At 60.7% G+C, this 25,785-nt stretch carries 24 protein-coding genes and 1 pseudogene; 7 read left to right on the plus strand and 18 right to left on the minus strand.

Going from position 1 to position 25,785, the window contains the following annotated elements; translation table 11 throughout:
• Both AC1DXO_RS18700 and AC1DXO_RS18705 read left to right on the plus strand, forming a co-directional pair.
• Positions 1–361: pseudogene (locus tag AC1DXO_RS18700) on the plus strand (phosphomannomutase/phosphoglucomutase); the annotation flags it as partial.
• A gap of 416 nt (positions 362–777) precedes the next feature.
• Positions 778–1,281: a hypothetical protein gene (locus AC1DXO_RS18705; protein ID WP_476979699.1), complete on the plus strand. Its 504-nt coding sequence runs from the start codon at positions 778–780 to the stop codon at positions 1,279–1,281.
• A gap of 4 nt (positions 1,282–1,285) precedes the next feature.
• On the opposite strand, the gene AC1DXO_RS18710 is transcribed toward AC1DXO_RS18705, so the two are convergent.
• Positions 1,286–1,654, minus strand: coding sequence for a DUF6404 family protein (locus AC1DXO_RS18710; protein WP_476979700.1), 369 nt, complete (start codon positions 1,652–1,654; stop codon positions 1,286–1,288).
• A gap of 62 nt (positions 1,655–1,716) precedes the next feature.
• Positions 1,717–2,505, minus strand: coding sequence for a TrmH family RNA methyltransferase (locus AC1DXO_RS18715; RefSeq protein WP_476979701.1), 789 nt, complete (start codon positions 2,503–2,505; stop codon positions 1,717–1,719).
• Positions 2,506–2,699: 194 nt separating this feature from the next.
• On the opposite strand from AC1DXO_RS18715, the gene AC1DXO_RS18720 reads away from it, so the two are divergent.
• The 4 genes from AC1DXO_RS18720 to AC1DXO_RS18735 all read left to right on the plus strand — a co-directional run bounded on the left by AC1DXO_RS18720 (position 2,700) and on the right by AC1DXO_RS18735 (position 7,815).
• On the plus strand, positions 2,700–4,103 hold the full coding sequence (locus AC1DXO_RS18720) for a glutamine synthetase family protein (protein ID WP_476979892.1): 1,404 nt from the start codon (positions 2,700–2,702) through the stop codon (positions 4,101–4,103).
• 6 nt (positions 4,104–4,109) lie between these two features.
• A complete protein-coding gene (locus tag AC1DXO_RS18725; RefSeq protein WP_476979702.1) occupies positions 4,110–5,387 on the plus strand; it encodes an NAD(P)/FAD-dependent oxidoreductase in 1,278 nt (425 codons plus the stop codon).
• 128 nt (positions 5,388–5,515) lie between these two features.
• Entirely contained in the window at positions 5,516–6,553 is a 1,038-nt protein-coding gene (locus tag AC1DXO_RS18730; RefSeq protein WP_476979703.1) for a methyl-accepting chemotaxis protein, read from the plus strand.
• Positions 6,554–6,741: 188 nt separating this feature from the next.
• Positions 6,742–7,815, plus strand: a complete 1,074-nt coding sequence (locus AC1DXO_RS18735; RefSeq protein WP_476979704.1) for a methyl-accepting chemotaxis protein — start codon at positions 6,742–6,744, stop codon at positions 7,813–7,815.
• A gap of 3 nt (positions 7,816–7,818) precedes the next feature.
• On the opposite strand, the gene AC1DXO_RS18740 is transcribed toward AC1DXO_RS18735, so the two are convergent.
• The 15 genes from AC1DXO_RS18740 to AC1DXO_RS18810 form a co-directional block, all read right to left on the minus strand.
• A complete protein-coding gene (locus AC1DXO_RS18740; protein ID WP_476979705.1) occupies positions 7,819–8,553 on the minus strand; it encodes a site-2 protease family protein in 735 nt (244 codons plus the stop codon).
• A gap of 37 nt (positions 8,554–8,590) precedes the next feature.
• Complete coding sequence (locus tag AC1DXO_RS18745) at positions 8,591–9,985, minus strand: aspartate aminotransferase family protein (RefSeq protein ID WP_476979893.1); 1,395 nt, start codon at positions 9,983–9,985, stop codon at positions 8,591–8,593.
• Positions 9,986–10,061: 76 nt separating this feature from the next.
• Positions 10,062–10,847 (minus strand): gamma-glutamyl-gamma-aminobutyrate hydrolase family protein, encoded by a 786-nt coding sequence (locus AC1DXO_RS18750; protein WP_476979706.1) that lies wholly within the window; start codon positions 10,845–10,847, stop codon positions 10,062–10,064.
• A complete protein-coding gene (locus AC1DXO_RS18755; protein ID WP_476979707.1) occupies positions 10,844–11,329 on the minus strand; it encodes a GNAT family N-acetyltransferase in 486 nt (161 codons plus the stop codon). The genes AC1DXO_RS18750 and AC1DXO_RS18755 overlap by 4 nt, the downstream gene beginning before the upstream one ends.
• Positions 11,330–11,344: 15 nt before the next feature.
• Complete coding sequence (locus tag AC1DXO_RS18760; protein ID WP_476979708.1) at positions 11,345–11,812, minus strand: DUF1203 domain-containing protein; 468 nt, start codon at positions 11,810–11,812, stop codon at positions 11,345–11,347.
• Between the two features lie 80 nt (positions 11,813–11,892).
• Entirely contained in the window at positions 11,893–13,005 is a 1,113-nt protein-coding gene (locus tag AC1DXO_RS18765; protein WP_476979709.1) for an ABC transporter ATP-binding protein, read from the minus strand.
• Between the two features lie 3 nt (positions 13,006–13,008).
• Positions 13,009–13,890: an ABC transporter permease gene (locus tag AC1DXO_RS18770; RefSeq protein ID WP_476979710.1), complete on the minus strand. Its 882-nt coding sequence runs from the start codon at positions 13,888–13,890 to the stop codon at positions 13,009–13,011.
• Positions 13,887–14,786 (minus strand): ABC transporter permease, encoded by a 900-nt coding sequence (locus tag AC1DXO_RS18775; protein ID WP_476979711.1) that lies wholly within the window; start codon positions 14,784–14,786, stop codon positions 13,887–13,889. The genes AC1DXO_RS18770 and AC1DXO_RS18775 overlap by 4 nt, the downstream gene beginning before the upstream one ends.
• Positions 14,787–14,808: 22 nt before the next feature.
• Positions 14,809–15,939 carry a polyamine ABC transporter substrate-binding protein gene (locus tag AC1DXO_RS18780; RefSeq protein ID WP_476979712.1) on the minus strand — a complete coding sequence of 377 codons (1,131 nt, stop codon included), beginning with the start codon at positions 15,937–15,939 and terminating at the stop codon, positions 14,809–14,811.
• Positions 15,940–16,077: 138 nt separating this feature from the next.
• On the minus strand, positions 16,078–17,151 hold the full coding sequence (locus tag AC1DXO_RS18785) for an ABC transporter substrate-binding protein (RefSeq protein WP_476979713.1): 1,074 nt from the start codon (positions 17,149–17,151) through the stop codon (positions 16,078–16,080).
• A 22-nt stretch (positions 17,152–17,173) separates the two neighbouring features.
• Positions 17,174–18,547, minus strand: coding sequence for a glutamine synthetase family protein (locus AC1DXO_RS18790; protein ID WP_476979894.1), 1,374 nt, complete (start codon positions 18,545–18,547; stop codon positions 17,174–17,176).
• A gap of 17 nt (positions 18,548–18,564) precedes the next feature.
• Entirely contained in the window at positions 18,565–19,935 is a 1,371-nt protein-coding gene (locus tag AC1DXO_RS18795; protein WP_476979714.1) for an aspartate aminotransferase family protein, read from the minus strand.
• A gap of 196 nt (positions 19,936–20,131) precedes the next feature.
• Positions 20,132–21,583 carry an NAD-dependent succinate-semialdehyde dehydrogenase gene (locus AC1DXO_RS18800; RefSeq protein WP_476979715.1) on the minus strand — a complete coding sequence of 484 codons (1,452 nt, stop codon included), beginning with the start codon at positions 21,581–21,583 and terminating at the stop codon, positions 20,132–20,134.
• Positions 21,584–21,703: 120 nt separating this feature from the next.
• Entirely contained in the window at positions 21,704–23,224 is a 1,521-nt protein-coding gene (locus AC1DXO_RS18805) for an aldehyde dehydrogenase (RefSeq protein WP_476979716.1), read from the minus strand.
• Between the two features lie 100 nt (positions 23,225–23,324).
• Positions 23,325–24,047, minus strand: coding sequence for a GntR family transcriptional regulator (locus AC1DXO_RS18810; protein ID WP_476979717.1), 723 nt, complete (start codon positions 24,045–24,047; stop codon positions 23,325–23,327).
• Between the two features lie 96 nt (positions 24,048–24,143).
• On the opposite strand from AC1DXO_RS18810, the gene aptA reads away from it, so the two are divergent.
• A complete protein-coding gene (aptA, locus tag AC1DXO_RS18815; RefSeq protein WP_476979718.1) occupies positions 24,144–25,454 on the plus strand; it encodes an omega-aminotransferase AptA in 1,311 nt (436 codons plus the stop codon).
• Between the two features lie 19 nt (positions 25,455–25,473).
• Here the strand turns inward: aptA and AC1DXO_RS18820 are convergent, their stop codons facing one another.
• Positions 25,474–25,752, minus strand: coding sequence for a hypothetical protein (locus AC1DXO_RS18820; protein ID WP_476979719.1), 279 nt, complete (start codon positions 25,750–25,752; stop codon positions 25,474–25,476).
• Between the last annotated feature and the right edge of the window lie 33 nt (positions 25,753–25,785).

The raw sequence follows: 25,785 nt of genomic DNA on the forward strand, positions 1-25,785 counted from the left end.
GTCGGAACTGAAGGACGCCCTGCCGGTAGCCTATACCAGCCTGACCATGAGCCCCCACTGCGGCGACGAGGTCAAGTACGAGGTGCTGGAGCGCATCGTCAAAGAATACGAAGGTTTGTTTGCCGCCGGCACCGAAATCCTCGGCCGCAAGATCACCGAGGTCATCACCGTCAACGGCGCCCGTGTCCATCTCGACGACGGTTCGTGGGTCCTGGTCCGCGCCTCGTCGAACAAGCCGGAACTGGTCGTGGTCGTGGAATCCTTACGTTCGGAAGACGACATGCGCGACCTGTTCCGCAAAGAGGTCAAGCCGCGCCTCGCCGCCTATCCCGAAATCGGCGCCTACAACCAGGAAATCTAATCGAACATTTCAAGCTGTTAAGTCGATATATCTACGAACGAACGTGTTTTGTCGTCTCTGGCTGTAAGGGCTTTTGACACAGATGTCTCAGATGAACACAGATGATCATGGTCAGTTGCACTGGTTATGATGTCAGGAAATGAAGGACGCGCCAGGCGCGTCTATGGATGCAGATAAACGACAGCTTCAGTTTCACGGCGCTCTACATCTGTGCGGCCGCATTTATGCGGCATCTGTGTTCATCTGTGCCACCCAACGCGCAAGCGGAGGGTGATCTGTGTTAAAAAGCTATTGTTCCGCCACACGAACAGGTTGGGTTGTGCAACCTACCAGCCGCGATAGTCATGGCTGACGCCAGAACATGACTGCGACACGACCGATCAAGTAACGGATTCAGGCATTTTGAGGAGCGAATCATGCCGGTTGAAAACGAGCGCAAATTCGTCCTGCCGCCCACCTTCGACGCTGGGCGGCTGGACGACTGGGCGCGCGCGGATATCCGTCAGGCCTATCTCGATGACGGCCCGCGTATCCGCCAGATTGGCGGCGAATACCTGTTCACCTATAAGAAATGGGTCCCCCAGGCCAGGGAACTGGTCGAGATCGAAACCTCGATATCACGCGACGATTTTGAGCTGTTATGGCCTCTGCGCGTCGAAGCCGTGCAAAAGACGCGCTATGTGAAGAACATCGGCGACCACGAATGGGTCGTCGATTTCCTGCACGACGACGATGGCGCGACCTATTTCGTCCTGGCCGAGGTCGAGATGCCGCGGTTTCAAGCGGCGCCTGACGTCATTCCCGATGAAATCCGCGACCATATTCTCCATGCCGTCGATGCGGACGATAACCGCTTCACCAACAAGAAACTGTCCGATCGCGACTATGCACGGGACATGCTGGCCAAGGTATCACAATAGGCGGTTAAAGGCTTTCCCATCGCGGCAAGCGGTATTGCCGTGCATCTTCGGCATAATAGGACGCCATGAACCAACCGAATAGGATACCGGAAAATACACCACTTGCCGGCCCCAGCAGGGGAAGCCATGGCTCTGCGACACCCACTGCCATGAAAGCTGCCGAAACAGCACAGACGAGGGCTCCCATGACTCCGCCGAACACGAAACCTGCGATCAAGAAGTTGGCCAGATAGCCGTTGAAGTGCGGCGGTCGCATTGGCAGGCCCAAGGCCCACAGAAAACGCGTTATCGGCGGCGCGTAGTTGTCCGACGATATACCCGTCTGCGCCAGCAACTCCAGCGCTGCTGCCCGTTTTGACCGAAAATCCGTCATCCCCATACCTGCCCGGTTCCCCCGAAGGGTGAACCTACTGTCGGGCCGCCGGCTGTCAAGCATCAGCGGCACATATGATACAGCACAATCCCGCTGGTCGTTGCGACATTGAGGCTGTCAAAACCGCCGTGCATATCGATTCGCACGCTGGTGCAGGCCTCCATCAGGTTGGGCGACAGGCCAGGTCCTTCCGCCCCGAACAGAAAAGCCGAGCGCGCCGCCGGCCGGACCTGATCCAGCGCCACAGCCCCCGACGGGCTGAGTGCGTAGGCCGTCAGGCCGTGCGCCTTCAATGTCCCGGGCAGATCGCTCACGCGAAAGTGCGGGACCTGAAACACGCCGCCAACGCTGACACGGATGGCTTTTCGATATAGCGGATCGCAGCAGGCGTCATCAATGATCACGGCCTCGACACCGAAGGCAGCGGCATTGCGCATCAGGCCGCCCATATTGTCGACATTGGCAATGGCCGACAAGCCGACAAGACGGACGCGCTCCCTGCCCGTTAAAATCTGCGTCAAACTCCGCGGCGGCGCGTACCGCCCGAGCGCAAGGTAGCCGCGATGAATCGGAAAGCCGGCGACCTGATCCATCATCGCCGGATCGACAAGGTAGACCGGCGCGCCGTTCAAGTCCGAAATATCTAACGTCTTCAAACGGTCAGGCGTTGTTAGTACGCTGATACAGACGGCAAGCGGCGAGCGAAACAGCCGTTCCAACACCACTTTGCCCTCGGCCATGAACAGGCCCTCACGTCCCGTCAGGTCGCGATCCTTGACATTGCGATAGAGGTCGAGACGCGGGTCTGACGGGTCTGCAATGTCGATTATAGTCACGGCAGACTGGGACATGGGCTTGCCTGCTGTCCTTCCTTCTGGCATATTGTGATCACAATATTCACGACGCTTCGGCAGCCTGTTAGAAACGGGTTGCGGACCATGGGTCGCATCGGCCGTCCAAATGATGGGCTGCCAAATGCTCGGCTGGGTGTCATGATCGTTCAAATCCAACTGTGAAGACGATTCTCATGTCACACGACAGCTATATGAAATCCAAGGGCAAACGCCATAAAATGACCTTCCAGAAGCGCGGCGCCCGCGACGTGGAAGAAGCCCGCGCCTGGCTGCTCAACCAGAATATCGAGGAGATAGAATGCCTTATCCCGGATCTGGCCGGGGTGGCGCGCGGCAAGATCATGCCGTCGAAAAAGTTCCTCGCCGCGCCCTATATGAATCTGCCCCTGGCCGTCTTCTACCAGACCATTACCGGCGACTATCCCGATCTGGAAGGCATTGTCGGCACGGTCCAGTCCGACACCGATATCTTCCTCAAGCCCGATTTTGCCACCCTGGCCGCCGTGCCCTGGGCCCACGATCCGACCGCTCAGGTCATCCATGATGCCTTCCATCCCGACGGACGTCCTGTCGAGGAAAGCCCGCGCCAGGTGCTGCGTCGCGTGCTCAGCTACTACACGGCCAAGGGCTGGAAGCCGGTCATTGCGCCGGAGCTCGAATTTTACCTCGTCGAAAAGAATGTCGATCCCGACTATCCGCTAAAGCCGCCGATCGGCCGTTCAGGCCGGCCGGAAACCGGCCGCCAGGGCTATTCGATATCGGCGGTCAACGAGTTTGATGCGCTGTTCGAGGACATGTACGAATATTCGGAAAGCCAGGGCCTGGAAATCGACACCCTGATTCACGAATCGGGCGTCGCCCAGATGGAAATCAACCTGCGTCACGGCGACCCGCTGGAACTGGCCGACCAGGTGCTGATGTTCAAGCGGACAATCAAGGAAACGGCGCTGGAGCACGACATCTACGCCACCTTCATGGCCAAGCCGATGGCAAACGAACCGGGCTCGGCGATGCACATCCACCAGTCGATCGTCGACGCCAAGACCGGCCAGAACCTGTTTTCCGACCCCAAGACCGGGGAACCAACCGAGGCCTTCTTTGCCTTCATCGCCGGCCAGCAAAAATACATGCCGGCCATAACCTCGCTGCTGGCGCCCTATGTCAATTCCTACCGCCGCCTGGCCAAGGGCTCGGGTGCTCCGGTCAATACCCAATGGGGCTACGACAACCGCACCGCCGGCCTGCGCGTACCGCCAGCCGATCCGGCCAACCGCCGCCTGGAAAACCGCATTCCGTCGTCGGACGCCAATCCGTACCTCGCCATCGCCGCGGTCCTGGCCTCGGGTTATCTCGGCATGGTCGACAAGCTGAAGCCGGCCGATCCGGTCGACAAGGACGCCTCGACCCTGCCTCAGGGTGACCTGCCCTACTCGCTGGTCCAGGCCATCATCAAGCTGGAACGCGCCCAGCCGATTATCGATATACTGGGCCCGGCGTTTGTGACGGCCTATAGCCGCGTCAAACTCTTTGAGTACGAAACCTTCATGCAGACGATCAGTCCGTGGGAGCGCGAATTCCTGCTACTGAACGTCTGACGTATCATGAAGAATTCCGGTCACCCGCAGGAGTCCTGGTACGCCGACTCAAGTCCAATACGTCCTGACTATCCAGCATTGGATGGTGATCTGCGCGTCGACATCGCCATTGTCGGGGGTGGCTATACCGGCCTGGGTGCGGCGCTTGAACTGGCGCACAGGGGCGTGCGCGTCGCCGTTCTGGAAGGGGCTCAGATCGGTTCCGGCGCCTCAGGCCGCAATGGAGGCCAGGTCCATGTCGGCCAGCGCCTCGATCCGCAGACCCTAGACGACATGTTTGGGGCCGATGTGGCGCGGCAATTCTGGGACATGGCGATAGACGCCCGCGCCAGCCTGCTCGATCTGATCGCGCACCACGCCATCGACTGCGATCTGCGCCATGGCCTGCTTCACGCCTGGCACAAGCCGCGCTTTTCCGAAGATGACGCCGCCTATGCCGATTTCGTCCGGCTCAACTATGGCTATGACAAGCTGTCCCTGCTCAGCCAGGAAGAAACCGCCTCCGAACTGGGCACCAATGCCTATTACGGTGGCCTGTTCGACGAAGGCGGCGGCCACCTTCACCCGCTGAAACTGGCCCTGGGCATGGCGCAGGCCGCCGAGCGCGCTGGCGCGCAGCTGTTTGAACAGACCCAGGTCAGCAAGATCGATACGACAGGCGCCCTGCCCGTCCTGACCACATCACACGGCAGGGTGACGGCCAATACCGTCCTGCTGTGCGGCAACGGCTATATGGAGGGCCTGTCAGAGGCCGTCGACAGCCACGTCATGCCGATCAACAACTTCATCCTGGTGACCGAGCCCCTGCCCGACACCACCATCCTGCCCCAGGACTATGCCGCGTCGGATTCGCGCTTTGTCGTCAACTACTGGCGCAAGACTCCCGACAACCGGTTGTTGTTTGGCGGCGGCGAAAATTACATGCCGTGGTTCCCCAAGGACATAAAGGCTTTCGTCCGTCGTAACATGCTGAAGGTCTATCCCCAGCTCGAGGACGTTCGCATCACCCACGGCTGGGGCGGCACGCTCGCCATTACCATGAGCCGGGCGCCGTTCGTGCGCCGGCTATCGCCCAAGGTCTTTGTCAGCGCCGGCTATAGCGGCCAGGGTGTCGTTCTGGCGCCCTATTTCGGTCGCCTGCTGGCCCGCGCCGTCACAGGCGATGCGCGCGATGTCGAGTTGCTGAGCCGGCTGCCGACACCGGCCTTTTTCGGCGGGCGGGCACTACGCTGGCCGGCCCTGGTGGCGGGACTGAGCTACTACGCCCTGCGGGACCGACTGTAACCAACGGGCCTTGCAGGCAATGCGGTAGAAAGATGCTGCATTGCAAACGACAGATTAAGGCGGGATTAACCTTGTGCCCCTTATCAAGATAACGATTGCATCAGCGACATCTTGCGAGGCCTTACCCAGTGAGCGAAACGGATGCAAATCTGCGCGACATCATCGCCCATTCCACCCGCGCCCGTTCTATCATGTCGGGCAAGGTCAATGACATCCGTTCTGTCAATTCGATGCTGCGCATGCTGGCGCTCAACGCATTGATCGAGGCGCGCCGCGCCGGCGACATGGGTGCGGGCTTCGGTGTCGTCGCCGATGAGGTCAAGGCGATTTCCGGCCGCGTCGAAGTCCTGTCCAGAGATCTCGCCGTGGAACTGCTGGGCGAGATCAATGCCCTCGAACAACTGACCCAGGACATGGCCCGTCTGAGCCGCGGCGCGCGCCTGACCGACCTGGCGCACAATGCCATCGAACTGATCGACCGCAATCTGTATGAGCGGACCTGCGACGTGCGTTGGTGGGCGACGGATTCGGCCTTCGTCGACGCCACCACGGCGCGTGATCCCGCCGCCTGCCTACACGCCTCGCGGCGCCTGGGCGTCATTCTCGATGCCTATACGGTCTATCTCGATCTTTGGCTGTGCGACCTCGATGGCCACGTCATCGCCAATGGCCGCCCCCGCACCTACGAGGTGACGGGGCGTGACGTCAGCAACACCGCGTGGTTTCAGCAGGCGCGAACCTTGCGCAGTGGCAACGACTTCGCCGTCGCCGACATTACCTGTAATCCGCTGCTGAATGGCGCCCAGGTGGCGACCTATGCGACCGGCGTACGCGAAAACGGCGACGCAGATGGCCGTTTGCTTGGCGTACTGGGCGTGCATTTCGATTGGGCGCCCCAAGCCATGGCTATCACCCAGGGCGCGCGCCTGTCGGAAGATGAGCGCAAACGCACGCGCGTGCTGCTGGTTGACGCCAAAGGCCGCATCATCGCCGATTCCTCGGGTAAGGCAGGCTTGACCGAACATCTGAACCTGATCACCGAAGGCCGCGACCACGGTCACTCCACCGCCGCCGATGGTACCGTCACGGCCTTCCATCGTACGCCCGGCTATGAGACCTATGCAGGATTGGGCTGGTACGGCGTCATAGTGCAACGCACCGCATAATCGCCGCAAACCATTGCATAACAAGGTTTTGTCGTTGCGGGCGGAGCCTGTCGTAGCATTTCTGCGACACGTAAGGTGATAAGACCAATTTCGATGGCAAAAAAGCTTACCCTGGGGAATAATTTAACCCGTGATTAAGGTTACACCGTCGAATGAGGATATGTTGCAGCGCAAAAGGAAGCTAAGACATGTCCTCCCCCGTCAGTGCCGGTAGCGTATCCAGTAACTTTTCGACTAAGAGTTCCAGTCAGATTTCCCTGGCCGATATCATCGCCCAGACAACCCGCGCCAAGACCGTCACCAGCCAGCGGGTCCGCGACATCCGCCAGGTCACGGCGAAACTGCGTATCCTGGCCCTGAACGCCCTGATCGAAGCAAAGCACGCCGGCGACAAGGGCGCCGGCTTTTCCGTTGTGGCCGACGAGGTGCGCAATATTTCGGGCGAAGTCGAGGGCCTGGCCAAGGATCTCGGTAATGAGATCGTCACCCTGGAAGGCCTGACCCAGTCCATGGCCCAGCAAAGCCAGGGCTCACGCCTCACCGACCTGGCGCTCAATGCCATCGAACTGATCGATCGTAATCTCTATGAACGGACCTGCGACGTGCGTTGGTGGGCCACCGACTCGGCGCTGGTGAGCCACGCCGGCATGGCGACGCCGCAAAGCCGAACCTATGCCTGTGAACGCCTCGGGGTCATCCTCGATTCCTACACGGTCTATATCGACCTCTGGCTATGCGATCTTCAGGGCAATGTCATAGCCAACGGTCGCCCGGATCGCCATCACGTTATCGGCCGCAATGTTCACGACCGGCTGTGGTTTGCTCGGGCGGCTGCCTTACGCAGCGGCAGCGAATTTGCCGTCGCCGACATCACGACTGAGCCCCTGCTCGGCAATGCCCAGATCGCCACCTACGCCACGGGCGTACGCCGCAACGGCGACGTGAATGGCGAGTTGATCGGCATTCTCGGCATCCACTTCAACTGGGCGCCCCAGGCCGCTGCCATAACCCAGGGCGTACGCCTGTCGGACGAAGAAAAGAACCGCACGCGCGTGCTCATGATCGACGGCCAGGGTCTGGTTATTGCCGCCTCGGACAACAAGGGTCTCCTCAGCGAGCACGTTCGGCTTCGCACCGAGGGCAAGGTGTGCGGACACTATACCGACACCAGTGGCGTCATGCATGCCTTTCACCGCACGCCGGGCTACGAGACCTATTCCGGTCTTGGCTGGTACGGCGTCATCCTGCAGAAGCCGACTTGATCCCTACCAGAAATGGAAGCTGCCATAGCCACTGAGCGCCGGTGAAAGGTCGATCCCCAGCAGGTCGGTGATCGCGAACATGGCCGGAAAGATGATCCGCGCCCCCTGGAAGTAGACCAGCGCCATCAGGCCCAGCATGATGACGGCCTTGTATTTCGGCGGAATAACGATCCGCCATTTGCGGGGCAGCCACGGCTCGACAATGGCAAAGCCGTCGAGGCCCGGAACCGGCAGCATGTTGAGGATAAAGGCCATCAGCTCGAAAAAGGCCAGCAGCATCAGGGCGTCGTACAGCGGGGACGAAACGACGTCGTAAAGTAGCACCGCCAGGCCATAGGCAACGATGGCGCAAACCAGGGTCGCCGCAGGGCCGGCTGCGGCGATAAGCGATCTTTGCCACGGCTTGCGGATAAGATCGGTGCGGATCATCACGGCGCCCCCCGGCAGAGCAATTCCACCCATGACCAGAACCAAGACCGGAAGGAGCACGCTGGCGGGCGTAAAATAGGTTCGCGGATCGAGCGTGAGATAGCCGCTCCTTGCAATCGTATAGTCGCCAAATCGCCAGGCCGTGAAGGCATGGGAGAATTCATGCAGGCAAAGCGTAATGATCCAGGCCAGTAGGACAAAGACGAAGGTCAGGGGCGGAAAGTCAAACGGCAGCAGGTCAAGAGCGACGGCACAGACAAGCGTGGCGGCGACGAGGCCGGGAAAGGCCCATCTGGTTTCAAGTTTCATGGCGCCACCATGGCCAGCAAAGTGGCAAAAGGCAAGTCTACAACGCGCGCAGAATCGGCTCAGCCTCGTTCAACGACCGTTCGACGATGTCGACCAGCCGATCAATCTCGGCCTCGGTGACGATCAGCGGCGGACACATGACCAGGCTGTCGCGGATGCCGCGCACCATCAGGCCGTTCTTGATACACAGATCGCGAACGATAGGCCCGGCCATGCCCTCGCGACCAGTAAAACGCTTGTTTGTACCTGGCTCGGCAACGATTTCCACAGCGCCAATCAGGCCGAGCGAGCGCGCTTCGCCCACCAGTGCGTGCCCGGACAGACGTTTTAACGCCGCTGCCAGATAGGGTCCCGACACGTCGCGCGTACGTTCGATCAGGCCTTCATTCTCCATGATCTCGATATTGGCCAGTGCCACGGCGCTGCAGGTCGGATGGCCGCTATAGGTGTAGCCGTGAACGAAATCGCCGCCCTTTTCGATCAGGGTGTCCACTATGTGGCGCGACACGCCAACGGCCGAGATCGGCAGATAGCCTGACGACAATCCCTTGGCCATGGCGATCAGGTCGGGCTTGACGCCCCAGTGTTCGTGGCCGAACCAGTGGCCCAGACGGCCAAAGCCGCAGATCACTTCGTCGCAGATCAGCAATATGCCGTATTTGCGGCAGATCGCCTCGACCTTGGGCCAGTAGCTATCGGGCGGGATAATAACCCCGCCGGCGCCCTGGACCGGCTCGCCGATAAAGGCGGCGACGTTTTCCGGACCGACGGCGAGGATGCGTTCCTCGATCGAATTGGCGCACCGTGTCGCGAAGACTTCCGGGTCCTCGCCGAAGCCTTCGCCGAACAAATAGGGTTGCAACACATGTTCAACGCCGGGAATCGGCAGGTCGCCCTGTTCGTGCATGAAGGTCATGCCGCCCAGCGATGCGCCAGCAACGGTCGAACCGTGATAGGCGTTCTTGCGCGAGATGAAGATCTTGCGCTGGGGCTCGCCTTTCAGCGCCCAGTAATGGCGGACCAGGCGGAAGATGGTGTCATTGGCTTCGCTGCCCGACGAATTGAAAAAGACGTGAGTCAGGTCCGGGTTCGACGCCTGCATCTTCTCGGCGATCTTGGCCGCCAGGCGCACGGGCGGCGGCGTCGCCGTCTTGAAGAAGGTGTTATAGTAGGGCAGTTCCAGCATCTGCTCATAGGCGACGCGGGCCAGTTCCTCTCGACCATAGCCGACATTGACGCACCACAGCCCCGCCATCCCATCCAGCAGCGACTTACCCTCGGCATCGGTGATGGTGCAGCCTTCGGCGCGCGTGATAATGCGTGAGCCGCCAAGCTCATGCTGCAACTTGTAATCCGACTGCGCCGGCAGGTGATGCGCCAGATCGAGCTTTTTCAACTCGTTCATATCGTAATTGCGGAGTGGTTGGCGAATGGGCACAGTCATGGCGTATCCTCGGAACTTTGGCCGCCAATCTCCCGGATATCGCCGCAAAAGTCAAATATTGTGATCACAATTCCGCGTGTATTTTCCCGGGCTCGACCATGGGCAAACCGCGCAGCGCGCGCCCCATGAGGCCAAAATAGACCTGGCTTTGCGGATGGCGTTCGGCCTGCCATTCCGGATGCCACTGCACGCCCAGCACCTGGGCGCCGCCAATATTGGCGCTGAACGCCTCGATCAGGCCATCCGAGGCCATGGCTTCGACCGTCAGCCCCTCACCCAGTCGGTCAACGCCTTGATAGTGCACGGAATTGACCCACATGTGGCCCGTGCCATAGGCGCGATTGAGCACGCCGCCGGGCGTCAGTTCGACGTCGTGGCCGTGGTCGAACATAGCATCGAACGCAACATCGTCCGCCGCATGGTGATCCAGACCATTGCCGCCATCGCGGCTGCGCAGACCGACATCGCCGCGCAGGGAGCCACCCAGCACGACGTTAATCTCCTGAAAGCCGCGGCAAATGCCGAAGACGGGCTTGCCAGTTGTGATCATGGCTTCGATCATGGCCAAGGACACGGCATCGCGACCGGCATCGAACGGTCCCGCGCAAGAATCGGAGCCGTAAAGATGCGGCTGCAGGTTGGACGGCGAACCGGTCAGCATCAGGCCGTCCAGCCGCGACACCAGGTCGCGCGCCACGGACGCCTCGCCCAGCGGCGGAACCAACAGGGCGTGGCAGTCGCCGAAGGTTACGGCGGCGCGAACATAGCGCTCCATCACGGCGTGGGCGTTCTCAACACCGACGGTGCGGTTGCAGGCCATAATGCCGATGACAGGCGTATCTGCCGTCATGTGTCGAGCCTCAGGAGATAGAACCGGTCGTCCTGCGCCATGCGCGGGAAGTTGGACGGTAACCCCAATGGGTTGATTTTGCCAAAGCCATTTTTCTCGTAAAAACGGTGCGCGGCGAGAAAAGCGCTCGTCGTGCCCAAAAGAATGGCCGTCAGTCCCTGGGCGCGCGCATGGGCCACCAGGTGGTCGAGCAGAGCTTGCGCCACGCCATGCTGTGAACCGCGGCGGTCGGCAGCGACGAACATCTTGCGCAGGACGCCATTGCCCTCGTCAATGTCTTTCAGCGCGATGGTGCCGATTACGCGATCGTCGTCGCGGGCACACCAGAATCCGCCGCCACCGCCGCCATAAAAGCCGTCTACGTCTTCCAGGTCAGGCTGATCGGCGCGCGTTATCGCCACGCCGAACTCCCGCGTCTGGATATCGAGGATCAGATCGATAACGGCCTCGCGATCGGCTGGCCGCCAGGGGCTTATAGGCATGGCGCCGCCTCCATATCAGGCCTTTTCGATACGCGCGGCGTAACAGCCATATTTTGCGTAGTGAGCATGCAGATAGGCAGTGCCCGGCTTGGCCAGAAGACGCTCGATACAGGCTTCGATCGCCTCACCCTCCGCCAGATCGGCGTCGATGATCTCGTGGCCGGTGCTGAAGGCGCGCAAGGACAGGGTACGCCGGCGCATGACCTCCGGGATATCATCGCGGCGGTCATAGGCCTGCGTGGCCCCCTCCAGGACGAAGATGGCATGGCTGGCGCGATAAGGCGTGTCGGCCGGTTGATGAACATAGTTGAGCAGCAGGACGTGCTCGCCGCGCTCGGCGTCGCGCAATTCGATCCGGTCGGGGAAGCCGGGACAGGCATCCGCCTGGCAACGCCGGACGCCACCGAGTTCAAGTTCAGCATCGGAAAGGCCGTAGAGAGGGACGAAGGGCTTGGGGTCGAGACCAAGAATACGAAAGGACATGACAGGCTCCACAGGGTTGTGTCCCCATAGTGCCCTGCCCTGCATGATGGCGAACTCCGCATCTTGCGGTCAATTCGCGGCTAGGACAGCAGGATGGCCGGCGAACAGGCATGGAAGCTGAGCCAGACCTTTTCACCGAGGACAAAATCCTCCTGGTCCCAACGCGTCAGGTTGGGACGCACGACCTTGATCATGGTTCCGCCATTGATCTCGACCTCGTAGATCGACTCGGAACCGAGATAGACCAGGTGGCGCACGACGCCGGCGACGACATTATAGCCGTCCGGCGCATCATCGACCTTGGGTGGGGCGTCGGTGCGCTTATGGATCTCGATCTTTTCCGGGCGGACCGCCGCCCACACCGTCGTCCCGGTCGCGCCGGTGACGCCATGATCGAGATAGATGGGGCCCATATCCTTGGTGTTGACGATGGCGTGGTCGGGTTCGTCGACATCGAGCGTGCCTTCGAACATGTTGACGCTGCCGATAAAGTCGGCGACGAAGCGCGAATTGGGGAATTCGTACAGGTCCGACGGCGTGGCAACCTGCTGCAGGATACCACGGTTCATGACGGCGCAGCGCGTCGCCATGGCCAGGGCTTCGTCCTGGTCGTGTGTGACCATGATGAAGGTGATGCCGACCTTCTGTTGCAGGCTGGTCAGTTCAGAGCGCATCTGGTCGCGCAGCTTGGCATCCAGGGCCGACAGGGGCTCATCCAGGAGCAGCACGCGCGGCTTCTTGACCAAAGCCCGCGCTAGCGCCACACGTTGCCGCTGACCGCCGGACAACTGGTCGGGCTTACGCGTGCCGTAACCACCCAGTTGCACCAGGGTCAGGGCCTCTTCGGCCCGGGCCCGGCGTTCGTCGCCGGGAACCCCGTCCATCTTCAGGCCATAGGCGACATTGTCGAGCACCGTCATATGCGGAAATACGGCGTAGGACTGAAACACCATATTGACCGGTCGCTCATAGGGCGGAGTCGTCGATACGTCCTTGCCGTCGATCAGCACACGACCTTCGGTCGGCATTTCGAAACCGGCCAGCATGCGCAGCAGGGTCGTCTTGCCGCAGCCCGAAGGCCCGAGCAGCGAGAAGAATTCGCCTTCATTGATGGTCAGCGAGACATTATCGACCGCCGACACCTTGCCGAAGCGCTTGGAGACGTTCTCGAACTGGATAATTGCATTCGCCATGGGTCAGTTCTTTTCCGTTGCGCCGCCGTCGTGGCCGGCGGTCAGGGCGCTTGAGCCCTGGAATTTGAGAGCGAGGAAGGTCAGCAGCACCGTTACCGCGATGAGGATGGTCGAGGCGGCGTTGACCTCCGGCGTCACCGAGAAACGGACCATGGAATAGACCTTGACCGGGAAGGTCACGGTATCGGGGCCGGCGGTAAAGAAGGTGATGACGAAATCATCCAGGCTGAGCGTAAAGGCCAGCAGCGCGCCGGCAATCAGCGAGGGCTGCAGATGCGGGATAACGACGTCCATAAGGGCGCGGAATTCCGAGGCGCCCAGGTCCTTGGCGGCCTCTTCCAGTTCGCGGTTGAACGAACCCAGGCGGGCACGCACGACGACGGCCACGAAAGGAAAGGAAAACGAGACGTGGGCGATGATGATGGCGCCCAGGTTCAGCGGCCACGGCAGGCCGACCGGCCACGGCAATATCTTGGCGAAAAAGACCAGCATGCCGACACCCATGCAGATTTCCGGCACGACGATCGGCACCGCCAGGGCGCCGTCGAACAGAGTCTTGCCGGCGAAGCGGAAACGCCACAGGACGATCGCCGCCATGGCGCCAATAACCACAGAAATGACGGTGCAGAAAAAGGCGATGGTCAGCGAATTGCCGAACGCGACGAGCAGGCTCTCGTTATGGAGGGCCTTCTTGTAATATTCGAACGAGAAGCCCTTCCATATCGTGGTGCTGCGCGCGCTGTTAAAGCTGAAAATCATCAAGGTGATCAGAGGGCCGTATAGGAAGACGACAACCGCGGCCAGCCAGGCCTGGATGGGCCAGCGCTTGAGATATTCGAGCGGTCCCGGCGGCATCTTGCGCGGTTTTGCGGCGATGTCGGTCATACGGGCCTCCGCTGGCGGCTGCGCGATTCGACCACGCCCTGGATGGCGATGGCGATAAAGGTGAGATAGACCAGCATAAAGCTGAGCGCCGCGCCGAACGGCCAGTTGTTGGCGCGTTTGAACTGGCTTTCGATGACGTTGGCGATCATCTGCGAATCCGGCCCGCCCAGCAGGTCCGGCGTCAGATAGGAGCCAAGGGCCGGTATGAAGGTGATCAGGATACCCGAGGCGATACCGGCGCCGGCCATCGGGACAACGACATTGAACAGGGTGCGCAGGTGACCCGCGCCAAGGTCCAGTGAGGCTTCAAGCAATGAGCGATCCAACCGGTCCAGCGCCGAATAGAGCGGCAGGATCATGAAGGGCAGGTTGACGAAGACCAGGCCAAAAACAACGGCGAAATTGTTGTTGAGCAGTTCCAGCGGCTGAAAGGCCGCCATGTGGCCGCCGGACAGGCCGTTGACGCCGTTCCAGATAGCCTCCAGCCCCATATTGATCAGGCCCTTGGTGCGCAGGACGGCGATCAGGGCGTAGGTGCGGATCAACAGGTTGGTCCAGAACGGCAGCATGATCAGCAACAGCAGCCACGCCTTGGCCTTCTCCGGCGCGAAGGTGATGGCCAGGGCCACGGGAAAGCCGATGATCAGACACAAAAGCGTGGTGATGCCGGCAATCCAGAAGGATTTCAGGAAGATGTTGAGATAGAGCGGCGAAAAAGCATGGGCGTAGTTCGACCACGTGCCGGTAAAGGCGATATCGACCAGACCCTGGTTCTGGCCGAAACTGTAAACCCAGACGATGCTGAGCGGGACGATGAAGAAAAACACCAGCCAAAACAGCGGCGCACTCAACAAGGTCAGGAATATGCTTTTGGCCTGTCGCCAGGATTGCTCCATCGCCCGCTCCCCTTTTCTGTGATTACGCCTCTTCCGGTTCGGCCGGCATGCCGGCGGCGGCCCGCACGCGTGTCACCAGTTCTTCCATCTTCTGCGCCATTTCCGCGCCGGAGAAGGCCGCGTATTCGCACTTGGCCAGGAGATCGGCCGGCGGGAAGATGATCGGGTTATTCCGGTAGCTGTCGGGCATCAGTGCCTTGGCGGCGGCATTGGGCGTCGGGTACATGATTTCGGTCGAGATTTTCTTGCCGACCTCGGCATCGAGCAGATAGTTGATAAAGGCATGGGCCTCGTCCGGGCTGGGCGCGCCGGTCGGGATGGCCAGGGTATCGGAATTGAGCTGGGAACCTTCCTTGGGGACGACGAAATCGACGTCCGGATTGGTCTTCACCTTCGCCTGGGCTATGTCGCCATTATATTCGATGACGATATCGACGTCACCGCCGGCCAACAGGTCCTGGCCATCGTCGCTGTGGAATTTCAGAACATTGCCACCCTTGACCTGCTTGGTCAGCACTGCCTCGACCTTGGCCAGGACGTCGTCATTGATCGCATTGACGCTGTAGCCGAGATATTTAGCGCACAGGCGAACCAGATCCCCCGATTCCGACAGCCAGGCGATCTTCTTCTTGTAGGCGCTCGACTCGAATATCCACTTCCAGGAATCCGGGATATTGCCGTCACGCATGGTCTTGGTGTTGTAGCCGATACCGAGAACCAGCCAGGTATAGGGCATGGAAAATTTGCGGCCTGGGTCGTAGTCGGGATTGAGGAATTGCGGGTCGATATTCTTGATGTTCGGGATCTTGGCGTGATCCAGCGGCATCAGCAGATTGGCCTGCCCCATGCGCGTGACGAAATCGTTCGACGGGACAATGACGTCGAAGCCGGGATTGCCGGCCTTGAGCTTGGCGAACAGTTCGTCATTGCTGGCAAACAGGCTCATATTGACTTCGGTGCCCGTGGCCGCCTTGAAGTCGTCGAGCGTCGTCGGTCCGATATAGGTGTCCCAGTTGTAGAAGTTCAGCTTCTTCGCTGCCTTGGCGCCTGGCTTGTCGCAGCCAGCCAGACCCGTCAGGGAAATGCCGATGGCTGCGGCGCCCGTCGCAGCCAGCAATGAGCGCCGTGACGGGTTGAAACGATTTGCACTCATAAAGCTGTCTCCTCTGATGAACCACGCCCCGGACCCGCAGAGGAATACGCTACGGGCAGGCTGTCAATCCCCTATTGTGATCACAAGCCGCACAAACCGGTGGATTTGACATTTTTGTTGCACTGCCGTGCCGTCAGGTCACGTGCCACGCACGCGATTAAAAGCGGCCTCCACGGCACGCGCCCTGTCGACGCCGGGCCAGACGGCAAAATCACACAGTTTCAAACGATCCTGGGGCGGGAAAATAACCGGACTGTCGCGATAGCTGGGCTGCATCAAGGCACGCGCCGCGGCGTTGGGCGTTGGATACAGTATCTCCTTGCATATGGCAGCATCGGTATCGGGTGCCATCATGAAGTTGAGAAAGGCATGAGCGGCTTCCGGCTGGCGGGCATTCTTTGGGATCGCCCAGGTATCGGTGAATATCCGGCTGCCTTCGCGCGGCACGACGAAATCGAGGTCCGCGTCCTCGGTCATCCTGATCGCGATATCGCCATTATATTCAATGACCAAATCGACATCGCCGGCGACCAACATTTCCTGGCCGTCGTCATTGTGAAACACGACATGGGGCTTTTGGTCGCGCAACAGTTTTTCGGCCTTGGCCAGTGCTTCTGGCGAGGTGTCATCGGCGCGGTAGCCGAGATATTTGACCGCCAGCCCCATCATGTCGTCGGCTTCGGAAGACCAGGCGATACGGCCATGATATGGGTCGGAGTCAAACACCCACTTCCACGAGTCCGGAATTATACCGGCAGGCATGGCCGACTTGCGATAGCCGATACCGAGCACCAGCCAGGTGTAGGGCACGGTGTAATGGCAGCCAGGATCATACGGCGGATCGCGAAACGACGGCACGATGTTGGCCAGGTTCGGCAGACGCGCGTGGTCCAGTTCGCTCAGCAGACCCGCCTTGATCATACGCCCTGCATAGGTGTTGCTGGGGACGATCACGTCGTACCGGTCGTCGCCCTTACTCAGTTTTTCAAACAGTTCTTCATTGCTGGAGAACAGGGTCATATTGACCTGTGTGCCCGTACGTTTTTTGAAATCCACCAGGGTGGTCGGCCCGATATAGGTGTCCCAGTTGTAGAACTGCAGTGGTTTAGCCCTGTGACCGTTTTGGGCCTGTGCCGTATCGCCGAAGCTGAACGTCGCTGCCACCGCGCCAGTCGCTGCCAGCAGCGAGCGCCGTGAGTATTTCCCCACCATAGTTCCCTCCCCCTGAAAGTTATCAGGCGTTGCGCAGATACCAGTCGTAATCGAGCGACGTGATTTCTTCGTAGAAGCGCGCCTGTTCGGTGCGCTTGACCTTGACATACATGTCGACGAAACGCTCGCCGAGATAGTCGCGCAGAACCGCCGACTTGTCGAGATAATCCACCGCCGCGAACCAGTTGGTCGGCAGGGTCGCACCGGTCTCCGCTGCCACGGCATAGCCGTTGCCGACAACAGCCGGGCCGGGATCGGTCTTTTGGGTGATGCCATGGTGGGCGCAGGCCAGGATGGCCGCCAGGACGAGGTACGGATTGCCGTCGGCGCCGGCGACACGGTGCTCGACATGGCGCGTATGGGCCGGGCCGGCGGTGACACGCAAGGATACGGTGCGGTTATTGACGCCCCAGGTCAGGCCGACCGGGGCGTAGGAATTGGCCTTGAATCGCTTGTAGCTGTTGGCGCCGGGCGCCAGGATGCCCATGACGTCGGCCAGGTGATCCTTCATGCCGCCGATCATGTTGAGCAGCAACGGTGAGCCCTGTGGATCTTCGGCGGCGCACAGATTCTTGCCGTCCTTGTCGGCCACCGAGATATGGACATGGAAACCGGAACCGGCGCGATCCGACCACGGCTTGGCCATGAAGGTCGCCTCGATACCCAGCGACAGGGCGACGCCCTTGGCCAGGCGCTTGTACATCACCGCGTCGTCGGCGGCGCGCAGGGCATCCGGCTTGTGCTTCAGCGTCAGTTCGACCTGGCCCGGGGCGAATTCCGAGATGGCGCCTTCCAGCGGGATATTTTGCGCATCGGCGGTTTCCCACAACTGGCGGAAGAAATCGCCGTGAGCCTCTATCTCGGGCAAGCCGTAGACCTGGATGCCCTTCGGTGTTTCGCCGGTCGTGAACGACGTGGCAGGCTTCAGTTCACCACCCTCCCCGCGTTCGATATCGACCAGGTAATATTCCAGTTCGCAGGCCACGACCGGCGTCAGGCCGTCGGCCTTGTAGCGGTCCAGCACCCTTTGCAGGACGTGGCGCGGGTCGAGATCATTGGGCGTGCCGTCCAGTTCGTACAGTGACAACATGACCTGGCCGACATCGTCGCCCAGCCACGGCGCCGGGACCAGGGTGCCAGGCACTGGGCGGGCGACGCGGTCGGCGTCACCGTCTTCCCATACAAGGCCGGTTTCTTCGCAGTCGGCGCCGAGGGTATCGACCACCAGGATCGAACCCGGCAGGAAGCGACCATATTCGTAGATCGGTAGCAGTTCGTGGCGGCGCAGGCGCTTGCCGCGCGGCACGCCGGTCATTGAGGTGAACAGGATCTCGAAATAGACGATGTGTGGGTTGGCATCGAGAAAAGCGCGGCATTCGTCGGGCGTGGCAACCATCGGGTGGGCAGGCAGAGTCATATCAAGGTCCTGTAAATGGCCGCGAAGGCGTCGACCGCGGCGATAAGCCGGTCGATAGCCTGAGTCTCGGTCTGCGGCGAAATGAGCATCATGTTGTGGAACGGCGCGATCAGGACGCCCTGGTTGATCAAAAACAGATGGAAGGCTTCCAAAAGGTCGTGATCGAGCACCGTGCGCATGGCGGCGGCTGTCTGCGGTGGCTCGGCTGCGAAGATCAGTTCAGCGCGCGCTCCGACATGGACCGTGCACCATGGCAGGCCATGGCGGGCGATAACGGCATTGAGACCGGCGACCAGATGTTCAGCCCCGGCCAGCATATGGTCAAAAGCCTGCGGCGTGGCGATTTCGGTCAGGACCGTATGGATGGCGCGCATGACAAGGGCATTGCCGGACAGGGTCGTGCCGATGCCGGACTGGCCGGGTCCGATCCGCGCCTGGGCCTCATCCATGCGAGCGGCGACCTCGGCTGTGACGCCCCAGACGGCGGCGGGAATACCGCCGGCAATGGCCTTGCCGACAACGAATATGTCGGGTTCTAGGTTATGCAGCCCGCAGTAGCCCGATGGGCCGCTGCTCAGGGTATGGGTTTCGTCATAGATCAGCAGCGTGCCATGTTTACGCGTCAGGGCGCGCAAGGCTTCCAGGAAACCGGAAACAGGCTGGATCATGCCGCAGTTGGTCATGACGGGCTCGGCCAGTACAGCGGCAATATCGTTTTCAGCCAGGGCGGACTCGAGGGCGCGCAGATCGTTGAACGGGATGACGGTCGTGGTCTGGGTCTGGTCGTGGACCTGGCCAATCAATCCATTTTTGTTGGCGGCTTGGCCGTCGTAAAGAGCAACGAAACAGTCATCGACCATGCCGTGATAGCAGCCATCGAAGACCAGGATCTTGTCACGTCTGGTAATCTCCCGTGCCCAGCGAATGACCGCGCGATTGGCGTCCGACGCCGTGGTGGCGACCTGCCATTGGTCGAGATTGAAGCGTTGTTGCAGGAGATGACCGACCGCATTGGCGGTCTCGGTCGGCAGCATAAAGCCGACGCCCTGACCTGCCTGATCGACGATGGAAGCGGCCAGTTCCGGGCGCGCATGACCGAACATCGACGGGGTATCGCCCAGGCAGAAATCGTCGTAATCGTGACCATCGACATCGGTCAGGGTCGCGCCTTGAGCGGACTTCACATAGATCGGAAATGGCGTCGCCCAGTCGCGCATCCAATGCATGGGGACACCGGCGCGCCAGGCCGAGGCCTTTTCCGACAAGGTTTTGCTGGTTGGGTGGGCCTCGGCAAACAGTTCTCGTTGTTCGGAAATGAATATTTGAAGTGAGGTCAAGAGTACCCCCTCCGTCGGCTTCGCCGACACCTCCCCCGCAAGCGGTGGAGGACTGGCTTATTTTCTGCCTGCCACGACTTTGACCGCCCGTACGACCGGGAAAACTGGGCCTTCCCACAACGCGTCTCTACCGCGATGGACTCAAAAGAAAGCAGTCCTCCACCGTAGCGAAGCGTTACGGGGGAGGTGTCGGCGAAGCCGACGGAGGGGGCGCTTCTGCAAAAGTTCACAGATCCCCCAGATTGCCATAGGAGATGTATTTGATATTCAGATACTCCTCCATGCCCTCGATGGCGCCTTCACGGCCGATGCCCGATTCCTTGACGCCGCCGAACGGCGTGACCTCGGTCGAGATCAGACCATCGTTCATGCCGACCATGCCGTATTCCAGTTTCGCCGCAACGCGCATGGCGCGGCCGATATCGCGCGTATAGGCATAGGCAGCCAGGCCGAACGGCGTGTCATTGGCCAGGCGTATCGCCTCGTCTTCACTGGAAAAGCGGAACAATGGCGCCACCGGCCCGAAGATCTCGGTCGAGAAGATTTCCATATCTGCCGTCACATCGGTCAGGATACTGCCCTGGTAGAATAGCGGTCCCTGGGCGTCGACATGGCCGCCGGTCACGACATGGGCGCCATGAGCCACAGCGTCGTCGACCAGGCTCTGGACCTTGTCGATGGCCTTCTGGTTGATCAGCGGCCCAAGCGACGCATCCTCCAACCAGCCGGGTTCCAGCTTCATTGCCTTGACCTTCTCGGCCAGGGCAGAGGCGAAGCGGTCGTAAATACCATCCTGGACCAGGATGCGGTTGGCACAGACACAGGTCTGGCCGGAATTACGGTATTTCGAGATCATGACGCCTTCGATGGCGGCGTCGATATCGGCGTCGTCAAAGACGATAAACGGCGCATTGCCGCCCAACTCCATCGACACCTTCTTCATGGTCGGCGCACATTGGGCGTAGAGCAGTTTGCCGACCGGGGTCGAGCCGGTAAAGGACAGCTTCTTGACCCGCGGATCGGACGTCATGACCGCGCCAACCTCGGCCGCGCGCACGGAGGTGATAATCGAAATCACGCCATCGGGAATGCCGGCCTGTCTGGCGAGGACAAACAGCGCCAGGGCCGACAGCGGCGTTTCCTCCGACGGCTTGATGACGACGGTACAGCCAGCCGCCAAAGCCGGCGCGACCTTGCGCGTGATCATCGAAATCGGGAAGTTCCATGGCGTAATGGCGGCGCAGACCCCGACCGGCTGCTTGATGGTCTGCAGGTGCTTGCCCGGCATGGTCGCTGGAATGGTGCGGCCGTAGGCGCGCTTGGCCTCTTCGGAAAACCACTCCAGGAAGGACGCGCCATAGGCCACCTCGCCGCGCGTTTCCTTAATCGGCCGTCCCTGCTCCAGAGTGACCAGCATGGCCATGTCCTCGGCATGGGCCATGACCAGGTCATTCCATTTTTTAAGAAGGATCGAGCGCGCCTTAGCGGTGAGTTTCGACCAGGCAGGAAACGCGGCGTGGGCAGCAGCAATGGCAGCGGTCGTTTCGGCACTACCCTGTGCCTGGACATAGCACAAAGGCTTCCCGGTCGCGGGATTGACCACGGCAAAACGGTCCGACGCTTGTTCCATGAAGATGAGATCGCCGAGAAGGGTGCGGTGGGAGTCGCTGAGATTCATAAGGAATGCCTTTTTGGATTGGCGCAGTTTAGGACGTTGTTAAGTGCCCCGCCCGGCGCTTCGCGCCACCCTCCCCATAAATGGGGCGGGCAAAAGAAACAGAAGCCCTCAAAGACACAACTACGCTTTGAAACTTATCGAGACCGCTTTCAGGTCGGCGTACTTGTACAATGCGTGCAGCGAACGGTCGCGACCGAAGCCTGACTGCTTAACCCCACCGAACGGCGAGGTGATATCGCAGGCGTCCCAGCCATTGACCCAAACCAGACCCGCCTTCAACGCCTTCGCTGCCCGCATGGCCCGATTTATATTGGACGTCCATACGCCCGACGCCAGGCCGTAGATGGTGTCATTGGCGATTTTATAGGCCTCGGCTTCGTCCTTGAAGGTCAAAACCGATAACACCGGCCCGAATACCTCTTCCTGGGCCAGGACATTGTCCGGGTTGATATTGTCGAGGATACTCGGCTGGACATAGGACCCGCCGCTGTCGGCGTGGACCTGCTGCCCGCCCATCAGCAAGCGCCCGCCTTCGGCCTGGCCGCGCTCGAGATATTCTAACGCGGTATGCATCTGGCGGGGTGATATCATGGCGCCGAACTGCGTCGCCGGATCGAACGGATCGCCGACCCTGATCGCTTTTGCGACGGCGACGACCTTCTCGACAAAGGCATCCTTGATCGAGGCCTCGACCAGAAGGCGCGACGCGGCTGTACAGACCTGGCCCTGATTGTAGAAAACACCCCAGGCCGCGTTGCTGGCCGCGCCGTCCAGATCGTCGCTGTCGGCAAAGACGATCTGCGGCGACTTGCCACCCAGTTCCAGCGACACGCGCTTGAGGTTGCTGTCGGCAGACGCCCGCATCAGCATCCGTCCGACTGGACCCGAGCCGGTGAAGGCGATCATGTCGACATCCATATGCCGCGCCAGGGCGTCGCCGGCTTCGTGGCCCAGGCCGGTAATGACATTCCATACGCCGGGCGGCACGCCAGCTTCCAACGCCAGCTGCGCCGTATAGAGCGCGGTCATCGATGACAACTCGGCCGGCTTCAGGACGATGCTGTTACCCATGGCCAGGGCCGGCGCCACCTTCCACATCGCCATATGCAGCGGGAAGTTCCACGGCACGATGGCGCCGATAACGCCCAGCGGTTCATGGACGACATAGGACAGGCGATCGGACGGTGTCGGCGCGACCTCGCCATAGACCTTGTCGACCGCCTCGGCATAGTAGCGCGTACTCTGGATGGCGAGCGGAATATCGACCCCGCGCGCATCGGAGATCGACTTGCCGGTGTCGAGGCTTTCCAGCAGGGCCAGGTTTTCGGCGTGCTCGCTCATCAGGTCGGCGAGGCGATGCAGGATCTTTTTCTTGGCTTTTGGCGCAAGATTGCGCCAGCGTCCATCCTCGAACGCCGCCCGCGCCGATTTGACGGCGCGGTCGACATCGGCGGCGTCGCAGGCGGCAATGCGATTGATCAGGGTTCCATCGCGCGACGACCTGTTATCGAAGGTCCTGCCGGAATTGGATGCGACCTCGACGCCTTCGATCAGCGCCTTGTCGGGCTTGGCCAGGGCGTTAACGGCCGCCAATACGCCGTCGAGCGAGGAGGCCTGGGTTTGCGGCGGCGAGATCGGCATGGGAAACTCCGGAATTGTGATCACAATTACACACCGGCGCCATGCCGCAAGTCAAGGGCGGCAAGCACAAGATTGCCGCACAATATCGCGATGCCGCGAACTATTTTCCAACCCGCTTGCGCTTGGGCTCCGGCTCGGTCCGCGCCTTGATGACGTCGAGCATCAATTCCATGCCTTCGTGGATATCCGCCGCCATGGAAGCGCGCGCCGCGTCGGCATCGCCCGCCTCGAAGGCTGCAATCATGTCCTGATGGTGATCCTTGGGCAGATGGACCGTGCCCAGCCGTCCGAACACGACGCGCATAAAGGGTCCGACCTGGAGCCACAGCGTCCGCGCCATATCGTAGAACAGGTCGGCATCCGCCCGGCCATAGATGCTGAAGTGGAAATCCTGGTTAGCCTGCATATAGCCGGAAACATCGCCCTTGTGCAGGGCTTCCATCAGCTTGGCGTCATCGTCGCGCAAACGCTTGATGCCGTCACGCGTCATATGGGCAGCCGCCAGGGCCGCCAGTTCGGGCTCGACCCAGTCTCGCGCCTTCATGAGTTGACGGACGCGCTTTTCGGTCAGGTCGGGCACGCGCAACCGCTTGTTCGACGGCTGCAGCTCCAGCGCCTTTTCAGCGATCAGGCGGCGCACGGCCTCGCGCACCGGCATGGGCGACACGCCCAGCATCTGCGCCAGAGTGCGCAGGGACACTGGTTTCAACGGCGGGATCTGGCCCTGGATCAGGGCCTCGGCCAGGGCCTCATAGACCTGATCATGGACCTTGATATCGTTCGGGCCATCGCCGGTTCCCTGTGCGAGATTCACAACAACCATACTCTTTACATTCACCTGGTTACGTCCACTTGGGACTTGTATCGAGGCCTTCAATGTGATCACATTATTGGCGCAACCGCCGATAAGAGAACCACAATGAACGCGCCTGTACTGGATAATTTCTGGATGCCATTTACGCCCAATCGGGCCTTCAAGGCAAAGCCGAAACTGCTGACCTCGGCCAAAGGCATGTATTATGTCGATGCCGACGGCCGCGAGGTCCTGGACGCGGTGGCGGGGCTGTGGTGCGTCAATGCCGGTCATGGGCGTACGAAAATCACCGAAGCCATCCAGAAACAGGCGGCGCAGATGGATTTCGCGCCGACCTTCAACATGGCGCACCCCTTAGCCTTCGAATTCGCCAACCGCCTGGCCGACATCCTGCCCTATGATCTGAAACGCGTCTTCTACACCAATTCCGGTTCGGAATCGGCCGATACGGCGTTGAAGATCGCCCTCGCCTATCAGCGAAACCGCGGCCATGCCGCGAAGACCCGGCTGATCGGTCGCGAACGCGCCTATCACGGAACAGGCTTTGGCGGCATTTCGGTCGGCGGCATCGTCCGCAACCGCATGTATTTCGGCAGCCTGTTGACTGGGGTTGATCACATGCCCCATACCCACGGCGTCGACGGCAATCTGTTCGCCAAGGGCGAACCGGAACACGGCGCCGACCTGGCCGACAACCTGGAACGAATCATCGCCCTGCACGATGCCTCAACGATCGCTGCCGTCATCGTCGAGCCCGTCGCCGGATCGACCGGCGTGCTGATCCCGCCGAAGGGTTACCTGCAACGCTTACGCGCCATCTGCGACAAGCACGATATCCTGCTGATCTTCGACGAAGTCATTACCGGTTTCGGCCGGCTGGGCGCGGCCTTCGGCGCCGACTGGTTCGGTGTGCGGCCCGATATATTGTGCATGGCCAAGGGGATCACCAACGCCGCCGTGCCGATGGGGGCGGTCGCGGTTTCCACGCGCATCCATGACACCTTTATGCAGTGTTCGGATACGCCGATCGAATTCTTCCACGGCTACACCTATTCCGGCCATCCCCTGGCTTGCGCCGCCGGCATCGCGACTCTGGAGGTCTATCAGGAAGACGACCTGTTCAACCGCGCCGCCGCCATGGCGCCCTCCTGGCAACAGGCCGTCCATTCCCTGAAGGACGCCCGCCATGTCATCGATATCCGCAATCTTGGCCTGATCGGCGGTATCGAGCTTGAATCAAGGCCGGGTGCGCCGACCACACGCGCGCTTGAGGTCTTCGACCGCTGTTTCGACAAGGGTGTGATGATCCGCGTCACCGGCGATATCATCGCCCTGTCGCCGCCGCTGATCATCGAGGAGGCGCAGATCGATCGCATTGTGGAGACGATTCGCGGCGCCCTGAGCGAAACCGCCTAAACAGACGCGGAAGCCTGATCTACGCCAGACCGGTCAGTCCCGTCGCCATCAGAACAGCGACCAGGGCAAAAAAAGCGCAGCAGCCGATGATGTTAAATACTTGAGCTTTTAGAAACTTCGGCACCAACAGGATACGCGCCAGAACAATGGCCGCGACAAAGCCCAAGGTAATCTGCCCGGCAAGGGGTTGCAGGCCCAGCTGAGTTATGCCGCCCAGGGTAAACAGAATGACCATCAACCAGAACAGGCCAGTTGCCACCACGCTCAGCGAATGCCAAATGGCCTTTAAAAACAACACATCGACCTCATGAACCAAGCGCAATCCGACAAA

The organism is Asticcacaulis sp. P2_C5, assembly GCF_056404555.1.